General features: G+C 31.8%; 20 protein-coding genes and 1 tRNA gene. 2 read left to right on the top strand and 19 right to left on the bottom strand.

The annotated features are described in order from the left end of the window. Nucleotides 1-23: 23 nt before the first annotated feature. Nucleotides 24-932, top strand: coding sequence for a hypothetical protein (locus tag FYJ50_RS04310; RefSeq protein WP_154459815.1), 909 nt, complete (start codon nucleotides 24-26; stop codon nucleotides 930-932). A 5-nt stretch (nucleotides 933-937) separates the two neighbouring features. On the opposite strand, the gene FYJ50_RS04305 is transcribed toward FYJ50_RS04310, so the two are convergent. The 6 genes from FYJ50_RS04305 to infC form a co-directional block, all read right to left on the bottom strand. Continuing rightward, nucleotides 938-1687 carry a DUF2812 domain-containing protein gene (locus FYJ50_RS04305; RefSeq protein WP_154459814.1) on the bottom strand — a complete coding sequence of 250 codons (750 nt, stop codon included), beginning with the start codon at nucleotides 1685-1687 and terminating at the stop codon, nucleotides 938-940. After that, the gene (locus FYJ50_RS04300) at nucleotides 1638-1829 is read right to left on the bottom strand and encodes a hypothetical protein (protein WP_154459813.1); all 192 of its coding nucleotides are present in this window, start codon (nucleotides 1827-1829) and stop codon (nucleotides 1638-1640) included. The genes FYJ50_RS04305 and FYJ50_RS04300 overlap by 50 nt, the downstream gene beginning before the upstream one ends. 11 nt (nucleotides 1830-1840) lie before the next feature. After that, nucleotides 1841-3061 carry an aminopeptidase gene (locus FYJ50_RS04295; RefSeq protein WP_154459811.1) on the bottom strand — a complete coding sequence of 407 codons (1221 nt, stop codon included), beginning with the start codon at nucleotides 3059-3061 and terminating at the stop codon, nucleotides 1841-1843. 79 nt (nucleotides 3062-3140) lie between these two features. Next, on the bottom strand, nucleotides 3141-3500 hold the full coding sequence (gene rplT / locus FYJ50_RS04290; protein ID WP_154459809.1) for a 50S ribosomal protein L20: 360 nt from the start codon (nucleotides 3498-3500) through the stop codon (nucleotides 3141-3143). Between the two features lie 18 nt (nucleotides 3501-3518). Further along, nucleotides 3519-3713, bottom strand: a complete 195-nt coding sequence (rpmI, locus tag FYJ50_RS04285; RefSeq protein WP_154459806.1) for a 50S ribosomal protein L35 — start codon at nucleotides 3711-3713, stop codon at nucleotides 3519-3521. 21 nt (nucleotides 3714-3734) lie between these two features. Beyond that, entirely contained in the window at nucleotides 3735-4283 is a 549-nt protein-coding gene (infC, locus tag FYJ50_RS04280; RefSeq protein ID WP_276982912.1) for a translation initiation factor IF-3, read from the bottom strand. Nucleotides 4284-4504: 221 nt separating this feature from the next. Between infC and FYJ50_RS04275 the strand changes: the two genes are divergently transcribed. Then, nucleotides 4505-4580, top strand: a tRNA-Lys gene (locus FYJ50_RS04275). A gap of 36 nt (nucleotides 4581-4616) precedes the next feature. On the opposite strand, the gene FYJ50_RS04270 is transcribed toward FYJ50_RS04275, so the two are convergent. From FYJ50_RS04270 to ftsZ, 13 genes are all read right to left on the bottom strand, one after another. Beyond that, on the bottom strand, nucleotides 4617-5519 hold the full coding sequence (locus FYJ50_RS04270; protein ID WP_154459805.1) for a precorrin-6B methylase: 903 nt from the start codon (nucleotides 5517-5519) through the stop codon (nucleotides 4617-4619). A 17-nt stretch (nucleotides 5520-5536) separates the two neighbouring features. Beyond that, a complete protein-coding gene (locus FYJ50_RS04265) occupies nucleotides 5537-6235 on the bottom strand; it encodes a glycosyltransferase (protein ID WP_154459803.1) in 699 nt (232 codons plus the stop codon). Between the two features lie 3 nt (nucleotides 6236-6238). Next, on the bottom strand, nucleotides 6239-7006 hold the full coding sequence (locus tag FYJ50_RS04260; protein ID WP_154459801.1) for a glycosyltransferase family protein: 768 nt from the start codon (nucleotides 7004-7006) through the stop codon (nucleotides 6239-6241). Between the two features lie 13 nt (nucleotides 7007-7019). Next, nucleotides 7020-9155, bottom strand: a complete 2136-nt coding sequence (locus FYJ50_RS04255; RefSeq protein ID WP_154459799.1) for a glycosyltransferase — start codon at nucleotides 9153-9155, stop codon at nucleotides 7020-7022. Nucleotides 9156-9216: 61 nt separating this feature from the next. Further along, nucleotides 9217-10851: an LCP family protein gene (locus FYJ50_RS04250; RefSeq protein WP_154459797.1), complete on the bottom strand. Its 1635-nt coding sequence runs from the start codon at nucleotides 10849-10851 to the stop codon at nucleotides 9217-9219. A 17-nt stretch (nucleotides 10852-10868) separates the two neighbouring features. After that, nucleotides 10869-12200 (bottom strand): LCP family protein, encoded by a 1332-nt coding sequence (locus FYJ50_RS04245; RefSeq protein WP_205946416.1) that lies wholly within the window; start codon nucleotides 12198-12200, stop codon nucleotides 10869-10871. 267 nt (nucleotides 12201-12467) lie between these two features. Continuing rightward, nucleotides 12468-12869, bottom strand: coding sequence for a GtrA family protein (locus tag FYJ50_RS04240; RefSeq protein WP_154459794.1), 402 nt, complete (start codon nucleotides 12867-12869; stop codon nucleotides 12468-12470). A 56-nt stretch (nucleotides 12870-12925) separates the two neighbouring features. Further along, nucleotides 12926-13678: a GDSL-type esterase/lipase family protein gene (locus FYJ50_RS04235; RefSeq protein WP_154459792.1), complete on the bottom strand. Its 753-nt coding sequence runs from the start codon at nucleotides 13676-13678 to the stop codon at nucleotides 12926-12928. A gap of 1 nt (nucleotide 13679) precedes the next feature. Further along, complete coding sequence (locus FYJ50_RS04230; RefSeq protein ID WP_205946415.1) at nucleotides 13680-14816, bottom strand: DHHW family protein; 1137 nt, start codon at nucleotides 14814-14816, stop codon at nucleotides 13680-13682. Nucleotides 14817-14830: 14 nt separating this feature from the next. Next, a complete protein-coding gene (locus tag FYJ50_RS04225) occupies nucleotides 14831-16192 on the bottom strand; it encodes an MBOAT family O-acyltransferase (protein ID WP_154459790.1) in 1362 nt (453 codons plus the stop codon). A gap of 10 nt (nucleotides 16193-16202) precedes the next feature. Further along, complete coding sequence (locus FYJ50_RS04220) at nucleotides 16203-16673, bottom strand: DUF4358 domain-containing protein (protein ID WP_154459789.1); 471 nt, start codon at nucleotides 16671-16673, stop codon at nucleotides 16203-16205. Nucleotides 16674-17094: 421 nt separating this feature from the next. Then, entirely contained in the window at nucleotides 17095-17259 is a 165-nt protein-coding gene (locus FYJ50_RS10895) for a group II intron maturase-specific domain-containing protein (RefSeq protein ID WP_154459788.1), read from the bottom strand. Nucleotides 17260-17526: 267 nt separating this feature from the next. Continuing rightward, nucleotides 17527-18612, bottom strand: a complete 1086-nt coding sequence (ftsZ, locus tag FYJ50_RS04210) for a cell division protein FtsZ (RefSeq protein ID WP_154459787.1) — start codon at nucleotides 18610-18612, stop codon at nucleotides 17527-17529. Nucleotides 18613-18620: the final 8 nt, after the last annotated feature.

The following is an 18620-nucleotide window of genomic DNA, read 5'->3' as shown; positions in this document are numbered from 1 at the left end:
ATTATACTCATGAGGTGAAAATAATGAAAATTGCATACTTAATATTGTATACAGAAAAAAACTATGAGGAAATCACTGAAAACCTGGACAAAATATTAGATGCAGGGGATGATGCCTATGTAATGATCAATAATGATGATTTACGTGATGAAGTTTTTTTAGCTTATGCCGATGAACCACGTTTAAATGTATCTACAGTGCAGTCGGCTGCTCTTCCAGCGGATCTTTCTATGCCTAGAGGTTATATTTGTCAGATTGAGGATGCCTTAAAATTTGAAGAAGATAATGAATTTGAATATGATTATTTTATTACTTTATCAGATGGAATGCTTCCTCTGGTTCATAAAGAACAAATGGATCAGTTTTTAGAAAGTTTAGATCATAAAGATTTATATTATGTTCAATCAAATACAGATATAGATGAAGATTTAAAACATCGTATTGAAAATTATGCATTCTTTACAAACTCTTATGATTTCCAGAAATCTAAAATGATTCGTGGTATGAACAATATGACAGCTGGAATTGTAAAAAAATTCAAAAAGAGAGCCATTGAAGACACTGTATATTTAACTTATCCATGGTTTATTTTAACACATGAAAGTGCTCTGGCTTTAGCTGATCATAAAGTATACTGTTCTTCTAATTTCTCTATGTGTTTATATCCAGAAGAATTGTGTTTTGGAACGATGTTAAAAAAATATTCCACAGTTGAACACATCAATAAAGATATCTGGCTGGTTGGAGAAAGTAATTCTTATCAGTTTATGCAGCCTGTAAAAGAATTGACCTTAGAAGAAGTATTTGAAAACAAAGACAAATTGTTTGGCGCAAAAATTCATAGTTCGAGCAATTTAGATGTATATCAGGAAACTTTTGATTTATATTGGCCAATCATAGAAGAAGATATGAAAGAAGATGAAATGGAGTAGAAATTCTACTCCATTTTTTTTCTTCTTCGTCTTTTTTCAGGTTCCACTCTTTCACTCTGTTCCATTGTATTCCAATCGGTATCCAGTTCCTGCAGTGTCTGGGAATAATCTGGTTCATTTTGAGAACGAATAAAATCTTCTTTTTCTTTTAAACGAAGTCTAGTCTTTAAACGTTTCACTGTCTTCTTTATGACTACTAAATGATAGGCATAAACAAAGAATAAAATCAATGCAATAACCAGAATGACAATACTTGAAATCAATGCTTCTAAAAATCCACTGATTTTCAATATCATAAAGATTGTAACACTACATATAGCCATAATAATAAAATATAAAAACATAGTAGAACGATAAGAATTTGCCTGTTTCTTAAATAAATTATATTTTTCTAAATCATTATCAATGGTTTTCTTATATTCTCCAAATCCCAATGTATTTCTTAAAATGAACCATCCCGCTTCATGGTTCTTTTTACCAGGAAGCTGATACATTAATTTCCAGCCATCCTGTTCCCATTCTTTCCACTGTGAAGCTTCTGGATCGTATTGATAATAAAGAAGTGTATAATAATAATTTTCAGGTTTTCCTTCTCTAAAGAAATATTTTTTTCCTTTGTTCTTTACATAGTGATACCCCATCTGTGATTTACTTTCCAGATAAGATTCCACTTTGTCATATTCACTCACAAAAAAGCTTTTCTTTTCATAGAAGATTTCTCCATCTATTTCTTTCCTGGTCTTCAAGTGTGTCATATTCTTTTACTTCTACTTTTTCTTCTTCCACTTCAGGAACTTCGACCACAAAAGTATCTGGCTGATTTTCCAATAAAGCTGGAGCTATATCTTCACTTGAAATATGATTTTGAACACGTCTACGTCTTCTTTTCTGTTCCATTGTTTTTCCTCCTATTTAAATATTGATGAAAAATTTCCATCTTCAAAAATTGTAACTTCATTCCCATTTTTACAAGTCGCAACAATCTTTAAATCTTTGGTTCCAATCATAAAATCAACATGTGTTAATGAATCATTTAATCCTTTTTCCATTAATTGTTCTTTAGTCATCGTTAAACCGTCTTTTATACATTCCGCAAAAGAAGAGCCCAATGCGAAATGGCAGGCTGCATTTTCATCAAATAATGTTTCATAGAATAATGTATTTGTCTGTGAAATAGGAGAATCATAAGGTACCAGAGCCACTTCTCCTAAATATCTGGCATTTTCATCTATATTTAATATACTTTGTAATATATCTTTTCCAGTCTTTGCACCAAAATCAGTTACTTTCCCATCTTTAAATTCAAACCAGAAATCTTCAATAAGATTTCCGTTATAACATAAAGGCATCGATGCGACCAGTTTTCCATTGGCACTGGTTCTTTCTGGAGAAGTAAACAGTTCTTCTGTTGGTATATTCGGGAAATAATAGATGCCATTTTTTAAAGTAGAACCCCCACCTTCAAATAAATAGTTCTCGCATAAATCAATCTTAAAATCTGTACCAATTGAATTGGTATAATGTAAAGATTGTATCTGCATTGAATTTAACAGATTCATTTTATGTTCAAAAGAGTGTTTATGATTTTCCCAGTTGGAAATCGCATTCTCATTGATCCGGCAAATTGAAAAAATGGAATCCCATAATTTTTCTTTTGGATTTTTTTCCTTTGGATATACTTTTTCAGCCCATTTTTGTGTTGCGACCGCTGCAATGCACCATGAATTCTTCATAAACATACGTCCATCCCGACATTCCTTTGTTGCTTCATTTTTGGCTTTTGAAAAAGCAGCAATTTTCTTTGCATCAATATCTTTCATTAATTCCGGATCTTCTCCTGTTAAAAATAAATAACATGCATTCTGTCTAGCTGTCATATTATACATTAAGGCTTCGTGTTCAGGATAATGTTCCCATTGTTCTACAGAACGATATGTAAATCGAGTGTGTTCAACAATTTCATCACTGTATCGGATAATAACGTCTTCACATTGTCTTTTAAAAGCATATTCACTGATATATCGAACCAGTTCATAAGCTTCAATAGGAGCCTGTATTACAACGATTTGATGTGGCTGTACATTTAGACCTGATTCTACAATCAGTTTAGCATATTGTTTTAATTTCATAAGGACCTCCTGTATAACTTATTAATTATACCATGTATACCTATAATTTGACAAAAAAAAGGAATCGTTCGATTCCTTATTAAGCATTAAGAGCAGCTTTAGCTTCTTCACATAATTTAGTGAAGCTAGCTGCATCATGAATTGCCATTTCAGATAACATTTTACGGTTAATATCAATGTTAGCTAATTTTAAACCATGCATTAAACGAGAATATGATAAATCATTCATACGTGCTGCAGCATTGATACGAGCAATCCATAATTTACGCATATTTCCTTTTAATTTACGACGATCGTTATATGCATATTTAAATGAATGCATAACCTGTTCGTTTGCAGTTTTATATAATGTGTGTTTAGAACCAAAATATCCCTTAGCTAATTTCAAAACGCGTTTTCTTCTAGCACGAGAAACTGTTCCACCTTTAACTCTAGCCATTTCTATTTCCTCCTATTCTTACTTAACCAACATATCCTTGATACGTTTGTAGTCAGTAGCATGTACCGTTGAAGGTTTTGCTAAATGACGTCTTTGTTTTTTAGTTTTCCCATGGAAACGGTGTGATGTATAAGCGTGAGATCTTTTTAATTTTCCTGAACCAGTCTTTTTAACACGCTTAGCTAATCCTCTGTGACTTTTCATTTTAGGCATAGTCTTTTCCTCCTTACCCGATTACTTTTTCTTTGGTGCCAAAACAGTTGACATCGTATTTCCTTCTAATGAAGGTTTCTTTTCAACAATAGCAATTTCTGCCATTTCTTGAATAAAATTGTTCATGATTTCACGTCCAACTTCCTGACGTGTCATCATACGACCACGGAATCGCATATCAATCCTAACTTTCATGCCCGATTCAATCCAATTTTTCGCATGTTTAACTTTTGTTTCAAAATCATGCGTATCGATGATGGGTGACAAACGAAGTGATTTAATTTCGACCACATGTTGTTTTTTCTTAGCTTCTTTTTCCTTTTTCTGCTGTTGGAAATGATATTTACCATAATCCAGTACTTTACAGACTGGTGGTTTTGCTTTAGCAGCAACACATAATAAATCTAAATTTTGACTGTAAGCCAGCTCAATAGCAGCTCTTTTTGACATAACGCCCATCTGTGTTCCATCTGAATTAATTACCATTACTTCTTTAAAAGGAATTTTTTCATTGAACAAATCATCATTTACATTGTTTGGGGCAACTCTTCGATTATTGATATCCGACACCTACCTTCTCTAAAAAAATGGGTACGTTAAACGCACCCATACCTATCTTGCTCTAATTTGGCATTGACCCATGTTTCAGAAAACATCAGGTGAGAAGGGGTGCTCCTAACTTTCCATTTGCTTGTATATATTATCATGTCCATCTATTCTTGTAAAGTTTTTTTTCGAATTCTTATTGCATTCTATTCTTAGCTATGCTAAAATACTTTAGCAAACAAAATGGACTCTTAGCTCAGTTGGCAGAGCAACTGACTCTTAATCAGTGGGTCTAGGGTTCGAATCCCTAAGAGTCCACCACTTAAAAATTTGGCCTGAATTAAATTCAGGTTTTTTTTATCGTTTAGCTTTCCCAGATATGATCCATGGAGCGGGTTCCTGTACAAATGAATTCTTATGGTTCAATTTAGAAATTGAAACCTGTATCATTTCCATATCTTTAATTGAATACTTTTCAAATACTTTGGATATGCTTCCTGCTACACTTAGATCCAGTGTATAAACCACTACATTAATATTTGGATTTAATTTTGTTAAACAATCCAGTTCCTGTTCTAATGAAGCAGAAGCAACTAAAAATACTGTATTTGGAACTGGTAAATCCTTCATTGTATCTTCGTTTACACAGTCAATGACTTCTATATTATGAAGTCCAAAATGTTCAATATTTTCTTCCATTGTCTTTCGATCTTCTCTTTTATATTCTACCGCAATAATGGTTCCTTCAATTGCTACGATTGCTGCTTCAATGGCAATACTTTCTCCAGAAATAATACAGATATCATCATTTCTGGAAACATGCATCTTATTTAAAATAACCGAACGGATTTCACTTCCAACATAACGGATTGATCCTCTTAAAAAGTTAGTATTGTCCATTCCTATTTTGTATGTATTTCTCGCTTTTTCATTCACAATCAGCATTCCTGCAGATGCATTAATTCCACGATTGATCATATTTTCCAGTTTATCTTTTTTAATCTGCCCTTCTGGTTTGGATCCTTCATTATAATAAACATCACAATGACCTAAGCCTACCTGCCACATTTTATAGAAAATATCATCGTTTCCAGCTTCTGTAAATACAAGTACCGCTCTATGTGATTCAACGGTTGGTATCACATTTTTATTCTTTCTTGTGATATCGATCATTTTTACTTTTTCCAGATCAATATTAGTATTTTTGGCATAATACTGTAACCAGGATAAAATAATATCATTTGTAAATAACTGTTCCATAGTTCAACCTCTTTTTCTTATATTTTATCATGTTTTTTTAAGATTGCTTTACAAATTTGAATTCTCCAAATAATTTGATTTTTAATAGATGAAGAATTTAAACTCGAGGCATTTTGCGTATGTCTTCTATATAACAAATAAGATTTTTTGATCCATTTTACTTTTCCTGATTTTTCAGCCATCAGCCCTATATACTGATCATGCATAGGAATTTTCGGAAATGGAAGAATCTGTTCCTTCAACTCTTTTGAAAATAGCATGCAGCATCCAATATAAGAATTCCTGATTACATTATGAATTAAGCCTTGTTTACAGGATCGATATGTAAAGAAAGAAGATTCGATTTCCTCTTTCTTTTCATTCACAATTATTGCATCATGTAAAATCAATTGACAGGATTCGCTTATCTGATTTGCTAAATCCGCTTTCCCTTCCAGCCACACATCATCCTGATCGCTCAAAAAAATCACTTCATTTGAAGTATGAGAAATAGCATTCTCAAAATTTTTGATTAATCCATTTCCCGGTCCTTTAATACAATGTATTCTAGAATCTTTAAAAGAATTTATAATTTCTTCTGTATCATCTTGACTAGGATCCACCGAAATAACAATCTCATCATAATCATTCAATTGTTTTAAAATTGATTCCAATTGTTCTTTTATATATTCATGGCCATTATAACAGGCCATTGCCACTGAAATACTTTTTCTCATAGTCTAATCCTTAAACATAGAAAAATCTTTGTATTTTAACCATAATCGGAAGATTCTTCTTCCTATCACTTTATAATATCCTTTCATACTGGTCAATTTATAAAATGTCTTGCTGTCTTTTTTAAATATCGCAAATCTTTTTCTATCACTTTCTTTATCATTTCCATTTGCTGAGAAATTTTGAATACATTGCGTATCTACAACTTCAATCGTTCTCTTTTTTTGTTTCATTTCATATAGAAAATAGTGATCCACATAGTCCAGAAACAAAGATTCATTATAACGATAGTCTTTAAATATTTCCAAATTGATTGTCATTCCACTGTTAATTCCAGATATATATTTCATATCCAATTGTTCTAAATTTTTAATACGAATGCTTTTTCCATTTTTAAACATCGAAGGAGACAACAAGCTATTTCCATCACTTACCACTGGTAAACAGATTTCTTTATCAGTTTGAGACATTTTTATAAAAAAATCTTCTGAAATGATTGTATCATCATCAAAAAAAGTCACTTTTCCCTTCATATCTGGATTAACCTTTTCAATATAGTTTATAGCCTGGTTATAAGCACAAGATAATCCTTTATTTCCGTTCATATTTATATAGATCTGATGGTCCTTTTGAATTGTAATATCGTTCTTATTTTCTTTTTCGCTATTATCACAAACAATGACTGTATTCTCTTTCTGATTTTTTAGAAACTGATACGATTTTGATTGATTGATATCCATATTATATATAACTAATACGCAATAATGATTCATACAAAAATCCTTTCTATTGATAAGCAATCATAATATCTTTTTCAATTTCTTCCCAGTTTCTTTCATCTGCACATTTTATACCATTTTCAATCAATCGATTTCTTAAATTTTCATCTTCAATGATCTTATAAATACAGTTTTTAGCTTCCTGTAAATTTTTTTCTGGATAAAACAAACAGTTCACTTCATTTTTTAAATATTCTATATTTCCATCATTTGCCAAAGCAACAACACAACCACCTGTTGCCATCATTTCCAGCGGAGGGTAAGAAAAACTTTCCAGAAGACTCGTTTTTAACAGTATATGGCATTGCTTGTAAATAGAAGGAACCTCATGATATGGAATACGATGAAAAAAACGATCCACATGATACCAGTCTTTTGGTTTGGCATTATAGGACATATACCAGATTTCAAACCGATTTAAATCTAACTGGTTTATAATCTGAAAACTTTCATCTACATTTTTATGAGCAACCTCACAATCTCCTTCAATTAAGATTCGAATTTTACCATTCCAATTTCGATTAACCGTATTAAATCGATTTCTTTCAATTCCATTTGGAATATATAGCGATTCTTGATGAAAATCATCTTTTAGCCATTTCTGACACCATTTCGATACTGTCAAAAAAGTAAAAGGAATTCTTGGATCATAACTTTGTTGCGCTTTTCTTTTTAATGGATCTGAAAAATCATAAAAATCCGTTTCAAAATTTTGTACCAGGTACATCCTTTTATCAATACAGGAAATATTCTCAATCATAGAAACAGTAACCCACATCGTTGCGATGGCAGTATCTATGTGAAGATTTAACTTACTGGAATCGATTGGTAAGATTGGATATATGCAGTCTGAATCTTTAAAAAATGGTTCTGTATCGTATAAAGATAATATGGAAACATCATAGCCATTTTTCTGTAATGTTTTCATATGATGCAATGCGACTAAAATGCCTCCGCTGATTTCCATTTTAGATACCGCAAAACAAATATTTTTATGTATATAAGGCTTAATTTTCTCAACAAATGAATGAGCTGTATACATTGTCGTGCATTTTTTTATACAATAATCGTATGCATTTTGTGCAATCTGATTTCTTAATTCCTTTGATTCAATACAGTTTCTTAAACAAGTTAACCAATCCTTTTGTTCATCACATAGAAAACCAGTCTTTCCATGCTGAATACATTCTTTAAAGGCTCCTGTATTGGAAGCAATTGTACATGTTTTTACTAAAGAAGCCTCCACCCATTTATTTTCTGATTTTGCTTCATTAAATAAAGTAGAATTTAAAGGTGCTAAATTAATATCCATCTGAGAAATCAATTCTGGAAGTTTACGATAATCCATAAATGGATGAATAACAATCTGATCTTTTAAATCGTCTATCTGTAATTGTCCACAAATATGCAATTCAACATTTTTATATTCTTTTAGTATCGTTTTTAAAACAGGTAGAATTAGATTGAAATCATCATTATGTGTTATACTTCCACTAAAATACCCGATTTTTACTGTATCGTGTTCTTCTTTCTTTACATTTAATGAACACTGTACCATTTCAATGGATGCACTATTCCGGTTAATAATAACGGGTTTACCAGTTTTTTCAAGTTCATTCTTTAAACATTCTGTTGTTGTAATACAAACATCACATAAAGATAAACATTTTCCCATCAATCGTACATCTTCATCGTATTGCTCCTTATTTTCCATATTCATAACATAAGGAATCTGATCCGTATATTTTGTATCAATCACCAGATCATCAATATCATAAAAAACCGTTTTGTTTAACTGTTTTGCGATTTTTACAAACTCGTCTAACTGGGGTGTCCATACACATCGAAAAATCACAAATGCTCTATAGGAATAAACAGAATTTAACTGTAATGATTTATAATAAATTTCATCACTGGTATACCCTGATAAATCCAACTGTTCTCTTTGATGTGTTACACGATATCGTGCAGGATGTGGTAGAAGTTCTTTATTACATCCATTTATAAATAGAATATCTTTATATGTATCTATTTTCTTTTTTGTCTCCTGTTTTGTTTTAATAAAATGTTTTGTGTGACGAATCACTCCATTCACTCCATCATTTTTTAAAACATGCATCGTTTTCTGTAATAATGTCGCCATATAAATCCTTTCAAAAAGAGGAATACAATTGTATTCCTCTATAGTATATCACAAAGTTTTGTTAATAATATCCATAACCATATGCATACAGATCTGCCTGTACTTGTGCATCAATTTCTTCTGAACTTAATGCTCCTTCTGAAATTGTTGCATCTAAAGTATCCTCTACTGTATCACTAGATTTACCATCTAAAACTGCACGAATCTTTTCCTGTGCAATTCGTATAGATTCATCGTATGGAACCGTAACAGATGCTTCTGATCCTAAAGCTGCACAATTAAGCATATCTCCATATCCTGTAATCTGATAGCTTTCAAACTTCCATTCTGGCATAGCCTGAATTTGAAATTTAATCAGATCGGTAATTTCATTTGTTGTTAAATTGGTTTCAAAAGCTTTACTTAATGCATCCAGCAATGATGCATATTTTGTAATAATATCTGTTGAAGTAGCTTTTTCAAAAATAGCCATTAACACTTGCTGCTGATTACGAACACGCTGATTATCTCCATCTAAATAGGCATGACGTTCTCTTGCATAAGCCAAAGCTCTTTTTCCATCCAAATGATTCCAGCCTTCTGTTACACCTTCCAGTGTATGATCTGCGTAGAACGTTGAAACAGCCATTCCTTCTTCTACATAAATATCAACTCCACCTAATGCATCTACTATATCGATTACACTGGAAAAATTGGCCCTGAATGTATAGTTGATTTCCATATCCAAAAAGTTTTCAACGGTTCTTTGAGTTGTATTAATGCCATAAATTCCTGTATGTGTAATTTTATCCATCGCACCAATTACACACGTTTCAGTCGCATCACAATATGTAGGCATATATGTATCACGAGGTATACTTGTTAAAAGAACAGTAGAAGTTAAAGGATTGATTGTCACTACCATATTCACATCACTTCTTGAAAGTTCTCCTACATCACCATATGTATCATTTCCAGAAATAAGTATACTGAATGGTTCATTGGTAATATCTGATACAGCCAAAGCATCATTTTTAGCTTCTGTATAATATACCGTTTGATAAATCACTTTTGTATTTTCATCAAAATCAGAAAAAGATTCTATTTCTTTAATATTTGTACGATATGTTTCATTAATAATGATAGCATCTACGTCTTCATTATATAAGGAATTTACTGCTTCCTGTACGCTGTTTGCACTATCAATTGTAAAAGGCAATTCACTTTTCTTTTCCACATCAAACTGTTTACAGACATCTTTTATACTTTTCTTTGTTCCATATGTATCAATAGATTTTAAAACAGCCACTTTATTAGAAGTGCTTAAATCTGTAATATCCTGTATATTTGAATTTGTTAAAGCAATTACAGATACAATGTTCTTTACTTTTCCTTCATTTGTTGTGACTTTCTCAATCATATGACTCGTTTTATAAACATAATAATTTCCCATTCCAGAAACAAAAACCAGACATATCACCAGTAAAGATAAAAATATTTTTGATGGAATATGATTAGTAAAAAAATTAATCAGGAACACAAAAATCAAAGCTACAAGCGCCAGCGCCATTGATACTGGAATCATTAATCGGGAAGGTACAAAATTCATTTTTACAACCTGATATATAAGTAATCCAAATCCAATTAATAATAAAATAGATAATAGAATTGCCCATATTCTAAAAGCTAAACTTTTTTTCTTTTTTCTTCTTTTCATTCTGATCCTCCATTTTATTATTCTATGTCATTGGATGTATTTCCAATTTCAACAAGATTAATTTTTTCTTTAGCAACAATTACAGATTCTTCATCTGGCAGCACTACATCTGCATAGCCACCTAAACTTGCACATAAGCGACTATCACCAAATCCAGATAATGCATAACTCTCAAATTTCCAGTCTGGGAAAGTACCAAATTCAAATTTTAATAAATTCGAAATGGTATCTGCTGGCATATTGGTTTCAAAAGCTCCAGACAATGCAGAAATAAATTTTGGATAATTTAATATCATACTTGGTTTTGTCAACGAATGTATTATAGCTTCCAGCACTATCTGCTGATTTTTAACACGCTGGTTATCTCCATATTGATAAGCATGCCTTTCACGAGAAAAAGCTAAAGCACGTTTTCCATCTAAATGATTCCATCCTTCTGAGACTCCCCCTAAAGTTGTATCCGCATAGAACGCATCAACTGCTAATCCTTCTTCTACATATACATCAATTCCACCTATTGCATCTACTAAATTGATTAGAGAAGAAAAATTAACTCGAATATAGTAATTAATGTCTACATCTAAAAGATTTTCAATTGTTTTCTGGGTTGTTTCAATACCATATAAACCCGAATGGGTCAATTTATCTTCCAGTTCAGCATCATCATAACCATTAGTCAATCCAGCAATCGGCACATAATAATCTCTTGGAATACTTGTCATTAGAACCGTTCCTGTATTAGGATTCACTGTTACCAGCATATTCATGTCACTTCTCGAATTTTCATTAAACTGTCCATAACTATCATTTCCACTGATCATAACAGTAAATGGAACACTTGTGACATCTACATCATTTATTGAATCTTGTTTCTGATTCTGATTTTCTGTATAGTAAGTCATTGAATAGACAGGAGTGGTACGATTCACAAACATTGAATATTCTTCAACAGCAGTTACTACCCCACTATAAGATTCATTAAATAAAATTCCATCTATATATCCATCATATAAATCCTGTACCATATCATAAATATCATCATAAGCTTTTGCGGTAAAAGATACATTATCTTTACTTAAAGAATCAGTTAACTTAGATAAATCCGAGGAATCCATTGAAGTAAAATAGCCTAAACAGGCCCCATCTAAATCTTTTTCACTTTGAGCTCTTCCTTCTAAGGTACGAACCGTTAATGTATTCGATACTTTTGATGTTAAATTTGTAACCGATTTAAAAGCTTTACTTGTAACATATACAAAATAATTGCCAGTACCATATACGCAAGTTAAAGCAATGATCACAAGTGTCAGTACAAAATGCAGAAATCCTCTTTGAGCCTTAAAAAGCATTAAAATTATGAATAAAAGAGAAAGGGAGCCAATTATTATAGATATGGGAATCACATAGAACAGAGGCAACACATTCAAACGAATTATCTGGCCAATCAAAATTATTGTAAATATAATTAATACAAATGAAAATATTAGCGACAACAAGCGAAAGAATACAGATGCTTTACGCTTATTTTTTCTTTTTGACATAATACTATACCTACCTTCAATCCTTATCATGTTACCATAAATAATAACAAATTGTCTATTATTCATAAAAAAAGGCTAATAAATCACACGATTTCTAGCCTCAATAAACAATTTTCGAGTAATAAAATTAAAAACCGTTACATTCATCGTTGCCAGAATTTTCGCAATTGCATAATTAATCAATAAAATTCCAACAAATCCCATCATTAAGACTTCATTTAAAATCAACGCAATAAAACTTAATATCAGAAATGTAATAAATATCTGATTTTTACCTTTCGATGGATCTACACTAAAAACAAAAATTGTACTTACTTTATAATTGAATATAACAGAGATTGTATAAGAAAGAGTTGTCGCAATAAATATATTCATATGTGCCCCTTCTTTTAATACAATCATCAATATAAAATCCAAAAGAAAAGATACAATTCCTACAATACCAAAACGAACCATCTGTTGAACTAACCTTTTCATAATTAAATAGTATCAGAAAACGTTATTATCTATAAAGAAACATCCAAAAATTCCAATTAGTTGTCCATAGAATCCACTATTGCGTTTAGCCAATCGGTATAAAAAGATTTTGTGAAATGGATACCATCCCCAGAATAGATATTGGCATTTCCTTCATCAGCTAATGGAGCAGTATCCACATATGTACAATTTTCTATCGCACTGCATGCTTTTTTTAATTTCTCATTATAATTTTTGTAATTGGCCCAGGCTGGATGTTCCTGTGCAACAGAAGGAGAACATGGAATAATGGAACACAAATATATTTTCGCATTAGGTACAATTTCCAGAATATGATTCATCTTCTCTTTGGCTAACCCATCATAACCATATTCATAGACCTCATCCAATTTTAAACCAAGATCGTTGATACCATATGAAATAAATACATAAGAAGGATTTAAATTTTTTAAGCTTTCATCCCATTCTTCTACATTTTTAAAAGTATATCCTGTTCCTGCAAAAATACGATTGACATCCAGTAATCCATACACATCATATCCCATGACACGTGAATCCCCATAAAACACAAAATCATCCACTAAACTAAAAACATCCAGTTTTCCTTGAGCAATTGCTTCTTTTCGTTCTGCCTGTTTTTTCTTAAGTAAAGTATCTTGTATATCATCAACCTTTAATTTTTCCTGTTTCTGTATATAGGCAATTCCTTTTGATGAATCCGACTGGTTTAAAAGCACAAAAACCACAATTGCTGCAATCAAAAGAACAGCTGCAAATATCCATACCATTTTACGATTCTTATTTTTCATATTAACCCCCTAATACATCCGCTAAAGATGTATCTAATACAAATGTGTTTGTATTATAAAGAAATAAAACATCTGTAATACATTCTTTAACCATGACTTTTGAAATATCTTCAAAATAATATCGAGGATCAATAATTGTGATCGTTCGATAGTATGGGACTAAAAATGGAATAAATGCATTCGCATAAGAATCTTTAAAAACAATCAGTCTTCGATTTGAATCATTATTCATTTCCAGTTTGGAATAAGCTGAATTTCCTGAAAGAAATACTGTATATGGATCTTTTGATGTCAATCCCTGGTAAGAATATAAAGATCTCGATTTGATTGATTTTGATGGATTTGTATAAATATAATCGCTATTATTTTCGGGAACATAAATTTCAATGGTATCTTTTAAACCAACACTTCCTGTTTTATTCGATAAAGTCCCTTTAAAATGGGTAGATACTGTATAGATATCATAATCTGACTTTTTCGTGTTTCCTAAACCATTCTGTTTAGAAAAATCCGAAAATGTATAAAATGCAGCCAGGCTGGTCCAGTGATGATCGGTTTTATAATATAAATATTCATCTGCATGTTCTTTTAATGTATTTCTAACATCTATTTTTTTAATCTCTGAATTTAATGTATTATAAACCATATCCATTTGTTCATTCTGTAAATTTCCAGATACAAAAGATGGTAGTTTATCTTCTTGTACACTAATGGCATTGGGAACCAGTAAAAATTCTGCATTTAAATCTGGATAAAGAGATACAAACTGATTGATCGCATTTAAATTCCGATTCAACTGATTTCCATTTGCTTCCACAGCTTCTTCCATCAATCCGCTTTTCGCAATATATACATCATCAATCTTTTTATTACCTGTTAATCGATTCATTATATATTTTAAATGAATAAATGTATTCCGCCCCACAAACTGATCCGAAAACCATGTATCCAGTTCTTTTTCAAAACTGCCATCCAGAATAGAATCCATAGTGATGGAAGGAAACGTCTGCAGAGATCGATTTTCTATCGTTGAAAGCTCTTTATCTGGTATCACTAAATTTATAATCATTGTAACAACAAGGATAGGTACCCATACAATCATCAATAACCTTGATAAAATCTGTTTATGCTTTTCCATATTCACATCCCCTTTTAAAACGCAAAATATAAAAATGATTGAAACGTATTTGAAATCACATAAGAAATTGAAATCAGGAATACCACAACATAAACAATGGTTAAGGCAATAGAAGCTTTCTGTTTCCATCTTCCTAATACATAGCTTTCCAGTTTTTCATAAACTGGGAATGAGAAAACAATACCTATAAGAATCAGAACAACAGAACTTCTTAAATAGAAAAGAGCATTCATATCATATAATGAAGCATTAATTCCTATCATTTTTCCAAGTACACCAAAAGCTTGTGTCAGATTTGGACTCATAAAGAAAACCCAGCTGATCAATACAAGAATCCATGTATATATGTGACAAATAAATCTTGGGCATTTTTCAAGTAAATCTTTTAATACATATTTTTCCAGCAATAATAAACATCCAAAATATAGTCCCCATATAATAAATGTCCAATTGGCTCCATGCCATAATCCTGTTAAAAACCATACAACAAATATATTCCGAATATACTTTCCATTACTGACTCGATTTCCTCCTAATGGAATATAGATATAATCTCTAAACCATCTCGATAAAGATATATGCCATCGTCTCCAGAAATCCTGAATGGATAAAGCATTATAAGGATGATCAAAATTCTTATTAAAATGAAATCCAAACATATTTGCGATTCCTATAGCCATATCTGAATATCCAGAAAAATCAAAATAAATCTGTAACATATAGCTTATCGCAAACAGCCAGCTGCCTAAAACACTGCTGCTCGCTGACAGATTTGTATGAACAATAGAAAGAGAATCTGCTAAAATTGCTTTTTTGCACAAGCCAATACAGAATAATTTAATTCCATCGCAAAACAATTGAATCTGAAATGGATGATGTTCCAGTTCCTTTTCCATCTGATTGTATTGAACAATGGGTCCCATACTGATTTTTCCAAAAAAGGAAATATATAGAGATAAATGAAGTAAGTTGGATTGAGCTCTACTTTTTTTCGTATAAACATCAATTAAATAAGATAAACAGCTGAAAGTAAAAAAAGACAATCCTACAGGTACATTTAATTCTACAGATAAAAATGGAAATAACAGTTTTATATATTTATATAAAAATAAAACAAGCACCTGAACAGAAATTCCAATCACAAACGTAATGGTTCTTTGTTTTCCTTCACTATTGTCTATTTCTAATCCAGTAAAATAATTAAATAAAATATATAAAATCAATAATACCAGTGTAGATGGATTTCCCCATGCATAAAATAAAAAGGAAAAAAGAACAAGAAACAGATTTTTCAATATTTTATTTTTTATAATAAAATTGAAAAATAAAACAACTGGTAAGAATAAAAATATAAAAAATACGTTATTAAATGTCATACAGTCCCCCTTATAATGCTAAAAGAAAAGCATTGTCTACTTCTTTTGCATTTTCCAGTACCACATATAATGCATAATTGGACTGTATATCAATTACAGCCTCTTTCAACAGATCCGCCTGGTCCTGCGCATATCCATCAAATACATTGATCTGATTTTCAATTCGATTCTCAATATTTAATTTAAAATATGATGCCTGCTTAGAGTTTTTAAATTTAACAATTACAAATTCTCTTGATTTTAAAGCATCAATATCCTTATAGTAAATAATATTTTCATATTCTTCTGGATTTAAAGATAAAAATCTTTTCATTGCTAAATTATCTTGCTGTTCAAATTGTGAAACATCTATTTTTTCAATTGTTTTCTGTACCACATCTTCAAAATTCTTTTTTGAATCCGATGGCTGTTTAAACTGAAACAGCATAAACACTGCAATACATATAATACAAAAAAGTTGTCCTGCTTTATATCGATTCATATGATTCCCCTTATAATTGTGCTTAATATTATAACACTATTCTTTATAAATGTAACAATATTTCAATATTCTGTAATTTTTTTAATTGAGTAGAGTAGAATGTTGAAATTATCCACTTTCATTCCTTACACCACATCGTGCCATTTGGCAATAAGTGGTTCAAAATTTATAAAACACGTACTAAATTGTAATGGTCTACTAACGGAAACAGACCTTTCTTTTTGAGAATATCATTGGTAATGATAAGGCTGATAAATAAAGAACAGGCATAAATACCCTTTCATGAATATGCTAATTCATGAACTTTAATCCTATCCATATCTAACTTAACAAGTGCCCATTCTCTATGTTTTGGAACTTTCCACTGTTTCCAAATACATATCCAAATTCTCTTACGCAAATAAGAGTCTAGTCTTCTCAGTCATTCCTTCATATCGCATATTCTGAAATGGTTAATCCAACCACGAATAATAGGATTGAGCCTGGAAATACGATATGCAATAGAACAGAATTTAGAACGAATAGTTTCACTATGCAGTTTCTCCTTGAACTTGTTAATAGATTTGATATTGGCTTTGGTCTCCATACACCTTTATTATTAAGATAGAAACTAAAGCCTAGATACTTAACATCATCAGGTCTGCATACTTTAGTTTTAGCCATGTTCACTTCAACTCTGAGATGATTTCTCAACCATCTTGTGACTCTTGCCATTACACGATTCGCTGCTGGTCTTAGCTTTGAGGGGCGCTATCAGGTTGGCGATGGATACCTCCTTTAGGACTTTCACCTTAGATGTATGTATGCCTGTCATACTAAAAAAGAGCTAACAAAGTTAGCTCATCTTCATTGATTATCGATTAAAGAAGAAGTTAGGGATTTCATCGTCCTGATTAATATCTTCTACGCTTGTAACAACTCCTGTTGAAGATGCAACTTTAGGCTGTACATATGTTTTTGAATTGGAAGCAGCTGCATCTGCACGTTTTTTAATTTGTTTTGGTTCTTCAAATCCAGTAGCAATAACTGTAACAATGATTGCATCTCCCAGCTGTTCATTGATTGCAATACCGAAAATACAATCGATTTCTCCACCGGCAGCATCCTGGATAACTGAAACTGCATTCTGTGCATCGAATAAGCTAACTTTATCTCCACCTGTAATATTAATGATTGCGGATTGTGCTCCATGAATCTGAGATTCCAGTAATGGAGACTGAATGGCTTTTTCTGCAGCTGATACAGCTTTATCTTCTCCTTCTGCCATACCTATACCAATCAGTGCACGACCCTGGTTTGCCATTACTGAACGAACATCCGCAAAGTCCAGGTTAACCAATGCAGGAACCGCAATTAAATCTGAAATGGTTTGAACACCTTGACGCAATACATTATCTGCTGCCTGGAAGGCTTCTTCGATCGGCTTACGACCAATGACTTCCAGCAAATTATCATTGGAAACAATAATTAAAGAATCAACATATTTTTTCAATTCTTCAATTCCTTCTTTGGCATTGTTTGCACGTCTTCTTCCTTCAAATGTAAATGGACGAGTTACAACAGCTACGGTCAACGCTCCTTCTTCACGAGATGTTTTCGCAATTAATGGAGCGGCACCAGTCCCAGTTCCTCCACCCATACCAGCTGTAATAAAGACCATGTCTGCCCCTTTAATGGCTTCACGAATTTCCTGTTCACTTTCTTCCGCTGCTTTACGTCCATATTCAGGATTTCCACCAGCTCCCAATCCTTTTGTTGTATCCTTTCCAAGAATAATTTTATTTTCACATGGTGAGTTTTTCATAACCTGTACATCGGTATTAGCAATGTAGAAGTCCACTCCTTTGACTCCACCTGCAACCATTCGATTTACGGCGTTGGATCCACCTCCACCAACTCCAAATACTTTAATATTCGCAACCTGATTAAATTCTGTCATAATGTTCA

The sequence above is a fragment of the Floccifex porci genome (genome assembly GCF_009696175.1).
GTDB classification, from domain to species: domain Bacteria; phylum Bacillota_I; class Bacilli_A; order Erysipelotrichales; family Erysipelotrichaceae; genus Floccifex; species Floccifex porci.
Note: the sequence above shows the minus strand (reverse complement) of the source record. Positions and strands in the feature narration are given on the sequence as shown.

Bases quoted from the DNA above. Each gene is read 5' to 3' on its own strand.
- FYJ50_RS04310 (WP_154459815.1), top strand. From the start codon at position 24: ATGAAAATTGCATACTTAATATTGTATACAGAAAAAAACTATGAGGAA.
- FYJ50_RS04305 (WP_154459814.1), bottom strand. From the start codon at position 1,687: ATGACACACTTGAAGACCAGGAAAGAAATAGATGGAGAAATCTTCTAT.
- FYJ50_RS04300 (WP_154459813.1), bottom strand. From the start codon at position 1,829: ATGGAACAGAAAAGAAGACGTAGACGTGTTCAAAATCATATTTCAAGT.
- FYJ50_RS04295 (WP_154459811.1), bottom strand. From the start codon at position 3,061: ATGAAATTAAAACAATATGCTAAACTGATTGTAGAATCAGGTCTAAAT.
- rplT (WP_154459809.1), bottom strand. From the start codon at position 3,500: ATGGCTAGAGTTAAAGGTGGAACAGTTTCTCGTGCTAGAAGAAAACGC.
- rpmI (WP_154459806.1), bottom strand. From the start codon at position 3,713: ATGCCTAAAATGAAAAGTCACAGAGGATTAGCTAAGCGTGTTAAAAAG.
- FYJ50_RS04270 (WP_154459805.1), bottom strand. From the start codon at position 5,519: ATGGAACAGTTATTTACAAATGATATTATTTTATCCTGGTTACAGTAT.
- FYJ50_RS04265 (WP_154459803.1), bottom strand. From the start codon at position 6,235: ATGAGAAAAAGTATTTCAGTGGCAATGGCCTGTTATAATGGCCATGAA.
- FYJ50_RS04260 (WP_154459801.1), bottom strand. From the start codon at position 7,006: ATGAATCATTATTGCGTATTAGTTATATATAATATGGATATCAATCAA.
- FYJ50_RS04255 (WP_154459799.1), bottom strand. From the start codon at position 9,155: ATGGCGACATTATTACAGAAAACGATGCATGTTTTAAAAAATGATGGA.
- FYJ50_RS04250 (WP_154459797.1), bottom strand. From the start codon at position 10,851: ATGAAAAGAAGAAAAAAGAAAAAAAGTTTAGCTTTTAGAATATGGGCA.
- FYJ50_RS04245 (WP_205946416.1), bottom strand. From the start codon at position 12,200: ATGCTTTTTAAGGCTCAAAGAGGATTTCTGCATTTTGTACTGACACTT.
- FYJ50_RS04240 (WP_154459794.1), bottom strand. From the start codon at position 12,869: ATGAAAAGGTTAGTTCAACAGATGGTTCGTTTTGGTATTGTAGGAATT.
- FYJ50_RS04235 (WP_154459792.1), bottom strand. From the start codon at position 13,678: ATGAAAAATAAGAATCGTAAAATGGTATGGATATTTGCAGCTGTTCTT.
- FYJ50_RS04230 (WP_205946415.1), bottom strand. From the start codon at position 14,816: ATGGAAAAGCATAAACAGATTTTATCAAGGTTATTGATGATTGTATGG.
- FYJ50_RS04225 (WP_154459790.1), bottom strand. From the start codon at position 16,192: ATGACATTTAATAACGTATTTTTTATATTTTTATTCTTACCAGTTGTT.
- FYJ50_RS04220 (WP_154459789.1), bottom strand. From the start codon at position 16,673: ATGAATCGATATAAAGCAGGACAACTTTTTTGTATTATATGTATTGCA.
- FYJ50_RS10895 (WP_154459788.1), bottom strand. From the start codon at position 17,259: ATGGAGACCAAAGCCAATATCAAATCTATTAACAAGTTCAAGGAGAAA.
- ftsZ (WP_154459787.1), bottom strand. From the start codon at position 18,612: ATGACAGAATTTAATCAGGTTGCGAATATTAAAGTATTTGGAGTTGGT.